This window comes from Protofrankia sp. Cr1 (assembly GCF_963555865.1).
Lineage (GTDB): Bacteria > Actinomycetota > Actinomycetes > Frankiales > Frankiaceae > Protofrankia.
Genome location: NZ_CAUVXO010000075.1, coordinates 17050 through 17561 on the forward strand (window position 1 = coordinate 17050; position 512 = coordinate 17561).

1 protein-coding gene is annotated in these 512 nt (G+C 67.6%); it reads right to left on the bottom strand.

What is annotated here, in order from left to right; all coding sequences use genetic code 11:
* Window positions 1–374, bottom strand: a 374-nt coding sequence (locus tag U9980_RS09170) for a DivIVA domain-containing protein (protein ID WP_322767531.1), incomplete at its 3' end; no start/stop codon positions are given.
* Window positions 375–512 lie beyond the last annotated feature (138 nt).

Here is a 512-nt window from a genome sequence, read left to right on the forward strand (position 1 = left end):
CCCGACGACTGGTGACCCGGCGACTGATGATCGAAATGGGCGAAGGTGGCAAGCCTGACCATCTCCTCGTCCCGCCGCGCCAGTTCAGCGTCCCGCCAGGCGAGCTCGTCCGCGAGCCGTGCGAGTACCGCGTCCACCTCGGCCATCCGGTACCCGCGAAACGCCATGTCAAACCGGACACCGCTGACGTCAGTCGCAGACACGGTCGGTGATGGCAGACCGTTGTCAGCCGCATCCGGCGGTGCCGGCGACAACCGGTCGAACCTTCCGACCGAGAGGGCTGCGACGGCGAAGACGATGGCGGCGACAACGATTATCTCGACAGCGAGCAACACACTCACGATCGTGGCACGGGCCGAAAGGTTGCGCCGCACCTGCCACCCCGCCAGCGTGATCGCGGCTGTAGTTTCGCCCGGTGCGAGGCTCCGGGCGCTCTAAACTCCCTTTCGATGAGTACGGACGCCGACACGCCCCACGCCGCCGATCCGGCAGGCACGGAGCAGACCGCGGGC